Annotated in this window: 5 protein-coding genes; all 5 read left to right on the top strand. The window is 47.6% G+C overall.

Going from position 1 to position 6572, the window contains the following annotated elements:
- Nucleotides 1–102 precede the first annotated feature (102 nt).
- The 5 genes from QUA16_RS35010 to QUA16_RS34990 all read left to right on the top strand — a co-directional run bounded on the left by QUA16_RS35010 (nt 103) and on the right by QUA16_RS34990 (nt 6494).
- A complete protein-coding gene (locus QUA16_RS35010; RefSeq protein WP_333109241.1) occupies nt 103–1731 on the top strand; it encodes a DUF2079 domain-containing protein in 1629 nt (542 codons plus the stop codon).
- A 173-nt stretch (nt 1732–1904) separates the two neighbouring features.
- A complete protein-coding gene (locus tag QUA16_RS35005) occupies nt 1905–2573 on the top strand; it encodes a DUF3318 domain-containing protein (protein ID WP_333109239.1) in 669 nt (222 codons plus the stop codon).
- Between the two features lie 509 nt (nt 2574–3082).
- The gene (locus tag QUA16_RS35000) at nt 3083–4081 is read left to right on the top strand and encodes a sugar transferase (protein WP_333109237.1); all 999 of its coding nucleotides are present in this window, start codon (nt 3083–3085) and stop codon (nt 4079–4081) included.
- A gap of 546 nt (nt 4082–4627) precedes the next feature.
- Nucleotides 4628–5065, top strand: coding sequence for an ATP-binding protein (locus tag QUA16_RS34995; protein ID WP_333109235.1), 438 nt, complete (start codon nt 4628–4630; stop codon nt 5063–5065).
- 160 nt (nt 5066–5225) lie between these two features.
- A complete protein-coding gene (locus tag QUA16_RS34990) occupies nt 5226–6494 on the top strand; it encodes a glycosyltransferase family 4 protein (protein WP_333109233.1) in 1269 nt (422 codons plus the stop codon).
- Nucleotides 6495–6572: the final 78 nt, after the last annotated feature.

The following is a 6572-nucleotide window of genomic DNA, read 5'->3' as shown; positions in this document are numbered from 1 at the left end:
CTTCTGCCTCCTGCCTCCTGCCTCCTGCCTCAAAACTCCAATTTCTAGCGGAGGGCTGCAAAGGTGAGATGCTCCCAGCAAATATCGCGTTCAGCAAAAACTATGAAATTTAAACCTCTCTACTACTGGAACAATCAAACAGGATTGCGTCAAGTTAAAATCCTAGCAACCATCTTTTTTGTATTAGTTTTAACTTTTAGCATAATTCGCTACGAAAGCTTCTTATCCACCTACGATCACGGTCTATTTAACCAAGTATTTTGGAATAGCATACACGGTCGATTTTTTCAAAGTTCAATGTCCTCAGCCGCCTCCAGCGCCTCGCTGATGGACAGACAACTTTCCTACCCATCTTACATTCATTTAGGGCAACACTTCGTCATCGATTTTCTGATTTGGATGCCGATTTATGCCTTATTTCCATCTCCCATTACCCTGATAGTCTTACAAGTTGCTTTAATTGCCGCAGCCGGAATAGTGCTGTATTTCTTAGCAAGACACTATCTATCTGTTCCCCTGTCGGTAATGATAGTAGCCAGCTATTACGGAGCAAATGGTGTCATCGGCCCGACGCTGGGAAATTTTTACGAACACTGCCAAATTCCTCTATTTCTATTTAGCTTGCTCCTAGCATTAGAAAAGCAGCGCTGGCCGCTATTTTGGCTGTTCGCAGTTTTAACATTAGGCACTCGCGAAGATGCTGGAATTAGCTTGTTTGGCATCGGATCGTATTTAATTGTCAGTCGGCGCTACCCCCGCGTCGGCATAGCTTTGTGCGCTATCAGCTTTAGCTACGTGGTGTTCATAACTAATACAATTATGCCGATGTTTTCGGTTGACAATTCCCGCTTGTACTTAGCTACTTACTTTAGGAAATTTGTCAAAACCGAGAACCCGTCAACACTAGAACTGCTTTGGGCGATTATCAGTCAACCTCATCTTATAATAGAAGTATTTTTTAAAGATGCAAGTAGGCGAATTTTATATCTTTTAGGTCATTGGTTGCCGCTAGCCTTTGTACCTGTGATTACTCCTAGCGCCTGGTTAATGACTGTTTTTCCTTTACTGGTTCTGTTGCTGCAAGTTGTTAATAAGGCCGCTACTGGTATCAACACCCGCTACACATTTGCTATAATTCCGGGGTTGTTTTACGGTACAATCCTGTGGTGGTCGCAACATCAAGATAAATTCAAACCCAGGTTCCACCGCTTCTGGATTGGGTGTATCGGTCTGTCAATACTGCTTACGTACACTTCCAATCCGAATCGAGCTTTGTATTTCATCTCTCCTTATTCTTTTCAACCTTGGGTTTATCAATCTTTGCCGGCTCAACTCGGACACGCAGCTAATGTCAAAAAAGTCTTAAGTTTGATTCCCCAAGATGCTAGCGTTTCTACCAGCGGTTATATCGTTTCCCACCTTTCTGGCCGCCGGAACATCATCCGTTTAGAAGTGATGCAGATGAAAGACGAAGAGGGAAAAGTTGTTGATATTGATTATGCGCTGTTAGATTTGTGGCAGTTGAAGCAAAATAATTTGAAAGCTGAGGTTGACCGAGGTAGAGTTCGGGGGGGAGTGCGTTTTACCGATGAAGCTCTGCGGAATGGTTTGTACGGAATTGCTGAAGTATTTGACGGAGTTGTTTTAGTTCAAAAAGGCATAACTTCTAAGCCGGAAGTGTTGTCGGCTTGGTCGAAATTGCGGCAAGAAATCGAACCGTTGATGAAATAGTCGAAAGTCAAGGATCGAGTCGGCAGTTGCGATCGCCCCCTGAGAGTAAAATCAAGTAAAATTGCAAGTATTGGTCGATCGACCCCTGTTACTCGACTATATTTGCATTAAAGGTTTGCTATACTCCAGAAACAGACACATATTAACCTTTGGAAAATCAATAGGCCGGAGCTATGACATCCTATGCAACCTCTACAGCAAGAGCCGAGATGAGTGAGATCCGGCGCTTGAAAAACATACTGCCCCCAGAACTCCAAAGTTGGGTAACAGTAGAAAAAACAATAGAAGTTAATCCTACCCTGATCCGCAGCGAAGAAATAGGCAAAGACCAGGTAGAAATCCAAATAGACCTGATCCGCTGGGAACAGCTAGCAATGGATCAGCGCAACCTCCTATTTTGGCACGAAGTCGCCAGAATCCAAAACGACACCATTCCCAGAGACGGTTGGGAAATGGCAGCCCTCGCCATTGGTTTAGGCGGCGCCGTCGGCGAACTTTGGGTGCAAGACGGCTTGCTGCTGTTACTGGCCCTATCCCTGTGCGGCGTCTCCGGCTGGAGACTTTTCCAAAAAAACAACGGAGAGAAAAGTTTAAAAGAAGCAATAGACGCCGACGAAAAAGCCCTCGCCCTAGCCACCCGCTTCGGCTACACTCTCCCAAACGCCTACAAAAGCCTCGGCAGCGCCTTAAAAACCTTAATCGAGCAAACCTCCAAAAAACAGCAGCGGGCTAAATACGAAGCTCGTCTGCAGGCCCTCAAACGCAACGCAGCCAAAGCCAAAGCCAAAGTCAAACCCATCACCCGCGAAACATCCCAGTCAGAAAACGTCTACAATTCTTAACCTCATCCCCCGAGGCTTGGTACGGGGTTTTCCAGTTAACGGTTAACTGTTGACTTCTGTGTTAGCTGTTAACTGTTAACTGCGATAGTTATCCGGTGCAAGAGAGGCAGGAAAATTATTAACGACAAGATTAAGGGGCCTGAATCCACAAAAATTTTGATTCCGATGTCAAAGTTTGACAGCGACTGCGTTCAAAAATCTTTGGGCCAAAACTGGCAAAAATAGACTTATAGCGGTTCTCAAGCGTGGTGAGGTATGCCCTATGCCCTATGCCCTATGCCCTATGCCCTATGCCCTATGCCCTATGCCCATGAGTACCTCATATGAGAGCTCGAAAGGCTATAAGTCTATTTTTGCCTTTGATATCATTCTCCGCGGGCGAGTGGGCAGGGGTTTGTATAAAGTTTTTATAAAGCTAGCCTTTTGTTAACCATAATATTTGGTAAAGGTGGAGTTGCTAGGACACAATAGGCTAAAGACATCAGCTTGAAATTTGAAACCAGGACTTCATGGTCAGTCAAACCCCAGAGGCAGATTTTCGGGTAACGTACTCGGACGAGATTCCCTCAGTTCACATACCCGTGCGCTTGAGCGTACTTGAAGCCGTAAACTTCAAGACAACCTGCCAGCAACTTTTTTCGGGCAGCACCGTTCCCAGCAAGATTGTCCTAGACTTCAGTCAGACGACATTCATCGACAGTAGCGGGATCGGTGCTTTAGTCAGCAATCTGAAATTTGCCAAACAGCGAGAGAGTGACTTGGTGCTCCGAAGCCTCAAGCCGCAGGTGATGGCAGTATTTGCTCTCACCAGCCTAGATCAAGTGCTGACTATCGAGCAGCCCTCTGCAACCTCAACTCCCACAGAGACTAACCCCTCGGACAATCACCTACCGATGACCCACCCTTCAGTGCAATCGTGGGTGAAGCGGCTGATAGACATTGTTGGGGCAATAGTCGGTTTGGTGATTACAGGAATTTTGTTCGTACCCATAGCTGCAGCCATCACTATCAACGATCCAGGCCCGATATTTTTCGGTCAAACCCGCTGTGGCTGGATGGGCAGACAATTTCGGATTTGGAAATTTCGATCGATGTGTACCAACGCCGAAGCCATGAAAGACCAAATCAAAAACCAAGCTTCTGGCGCATTTTTCAAAAATGACAACGACCCGCGGATTACCAAAGTCGGGCGCATCTTACGCAAAACCAGCCTCGACGAACTGCCGCAGTTTTGGAACGTGCTCAAAGGCGAAATGAGTCTAGTCGGCACTAGACCGCCTACCCCAGACGAAGTTGAGCGCTACGAAGTCCCTCAGTGGCAGCGTTTGGATGTCAAACCCGGGATGACCGGGGAATGGCAAGTCAACGGTCGCTCTCAAGTCCGCGATTTTGAAGATGTCATCCGTTTAGATTTAAAATACCAACAAAACTGGAGCCTGGTGTATGACTTGAAACTAATTGTTAAAACTGTAACAGTCCTTTTTAACAAAAATAGTGGCGCTGTGTAGGAGCCCTCAACAACCAAGCCCTGAACTTTCAGGTGCTGTTGCCGACGGGCGGCGGGAACTCAAACTTGATACTTAGTCAAGGAGACGATCGCTAGCAATACCTACGTTAGCATTAAGTGTTAAAATTCACACGCCCAGAAAATGGACAGCTAGTTGCCAGCTCTGCAATCAGAGCATTAATAATTAGCAATTAGCCAGTTCCAGTCATACTCAAATGCTCCCAGCATGATTTTCGAGGACGAGAAGAACTCACCTGTGTTTAGAAAAGTAGCGACTGCTAACACGGTCGAAGATCAAATCACTGCCTCGCAAGCTGACTCGGAAATTTTCCCTATTTAAACGCCCTACCGAGGCGGCTTACAGTATCGGAAGTCTCTCATTTGCTGTGCGAGTAAATGGTGCGAAAGGAATGCTCACCTTGAGGCAAAACGGGCTTCTTCAACTCAAGCTTGACTTAACTAATATGTTGCCAAGACCTTGCCCTCCTTTTTCTCTCCCTCCGCCGCTGAGTACAGCGGTGGTGGGGGCCGACCTGGGGGAAGAAAGATGAAAGACAAGCAACCAAAGGCAGAGCCGCACATTCAGGTTGAAACAGACCTGAATGCTTTAACATCCGTTTTGGAATGGTTGGAGAATATCGTTTTGCCCCTGTTGCCAGCGGATTTCTGGTGGCAGTGTCGGCTGATCATCAACGAAGGCTTTACAAACGCTGTCCGCCACGCTCACAAGAACTTGCCCCCCACGACGCCCATAGACATTGAGGTAAAAGTGTTTGCCGATTACTTAGAAATTAGGATTTGGGACAGGGGTCAACCCTTCAACTTAGAAGCAAAGCTGCACTCGATCATGCAAGAGCAGCGCGATCCTTTGGACAGAGAAGGAGAAAGGGGACTGGTGTTCATGTACAAGCTCACAGACGACCTTCGGTATATCCGTACCGACGATCGCCGCAACTGCCTGGTAATGCGAAAAAACATTACCTGAGGGCGCGATACCCGCCCGGTAAGGGCGGCTTCTTTCGCCCGGAGTGGAAGATCCCTCGCCCCCTATTGTCCTACCCGGAACCCAACCACATCCTCTGCAATTCTGCGGGTGCAGGCTCGATGCACGCGGCTGCAGGACAATTGGCTTCAAAATAAATATTATGCGTATTCTAATTTATTCCTATAACTACTATCCAGAGCCGATCGGCATTGCCCCCCTGATGACAGAACTAGCGCAAGGCCTAGTCAAGCGGGGGCACCAAGTCCGAGTCGTCACAGGAATGCCCAACTATCCCCAGCGCCGGATTTATCCGCCATATGAGGGCCAATTTTACCTCACCGAAGAACACAACGGCGTCACAATTCAGCGCAGCTATCTGCGCGTCAACGGCCCCCACCCCAGCCTCCTAGATCGACTTGTGCTAGACGGCAGTTTTGTCGTCTCCAGCGCCGTCCAAGCCTTCAGAGGCTGGCGTCCCGACGTGATTTTCTCGACAATGCCCCCTTTACCGATTTGCGTCCCAGTCGCCTTTTACGGCTGGACTCGCGCTTGCCCGATCGTCCTCAACGTTCAGGATATCGTCTCAGAAGCAGCCGTGCGCGTCGGCTTGGTCAAAAAAAACGGACTGCTAGTTCGCATTGCTGACGCTTTGGAAAAATTGGCATACTGCACAGCCAGCCAAGTTAGCGTCATCGACAGCGGTTTTGTCACCAAATTGCACTCTCAAGGAGTACCCCCCGAAAAAATAGTTTGCGTTCCCAATTGGGTTGATGTTAATTTCATTCGCCCTTTACCCAAGGAAAATAACTCATTTCGAGAAACTCACAAACTTAATGGCAAATTTGTCGTTCTTTATGCTGGCAACATTGCCCTAACTCAAGGCTTGCAAACAGTTGTCCAAGCAGCGGCTCGTTTGAAACACATACCCGAAATCGCTTTTGTAATTGTGGGGGAATCAACAGCCTTGGCGCGCTTGCAACAAGATTGCGAAACTTACAAAGCTAATAATGTAATGCTGCTACCATTTGAACCGCGAGAAAAATTGCCAGAATTGTTAGCTGCTGCTGATGTTAGTTTAGTTGTACAAAAGCGCCGCGTTACTAACTTCAATATGCCTTCAAAAATTCAAGTAATTCTCGCCAGCGGCAGGGCTATTTTGGCGTCGGTTCCCGAAACTGGTACTGCCCACAAAGCTGTGCAGCAAAGCGGTGGCGGGGTGGTGGTAGCGCCGGAAGATCCGGAGGCTTTGGCGGAGGCTGTTGAGGATTTGTACTTGCACCCTGCTAAGGTGGATGCGTTGGGCGAGCAAGGCAGAAATTATGCTGTGGAGAATTACGGATTTGAGGAAGCTTTGAATCATTATGAAGCTTTATTTGCGGCGGTTGCAGCAAGTCATTCTGAGAAAATATTGGAGCCTTTGCCGAAATAAGATAAGGAATGAGAATTAAATAACTTCCACTCTTGAAAGTGGGATGGGCGTCCCGCCCGTCCAAAAAGGACGGGCGGG

Source organism: Microcoleus sp. S13_C3 (assembly GCF_036700905.1).
GTDB lineage: Bacteria > Cyanobacteriota > Cyanobacteriia > Cyanobacteriales > Microcoleaceae > Microcoleus.
The sequence above is the reverse complement of the archived record's forward strand: the minus strand, read 5'-3'. Positions and strand labels throughout refer to the sequence as shown.

Bases quoted from the DNA above. Each gene is read 5' to 3' on its own strand.
- QUA16_RS35010 (WP_333109241.1), top strand. From the start codon at position 103: ATGAAATTTAAACCTCTCTACTACTGGAACAATCAAACAGGATTGCGT.
- QUA16_RS35005 (WP_333109239.1), top strand. From the start codon at position 1,905: ATGACATCCTATGCAACCTCTACAGCAAGAGCCGAGATGAGTGAGATC.
- QUA16_RS35000 (WP_333109237.1), top strand. From the start codon at position 3,083: ATGGTCAGTCAAACCCCAGAGGCAGATTTTCGGGTAACGTACTCGGAC.
- QUA16_RS34995 (WP_333109235.1), top strand. From the start codon at position 4,628: ATGAAAGACAAGCAACCAAAGGCAGAGCCGCACATTCAGGTTGAAACA.
- QUA16_RS34990 (WP_333109233.1), top strand. From the start codon at position 5,226: ATGCGTATTCTAATTTATTCCTATAACTACTATCCAGAGCCGATCGGC.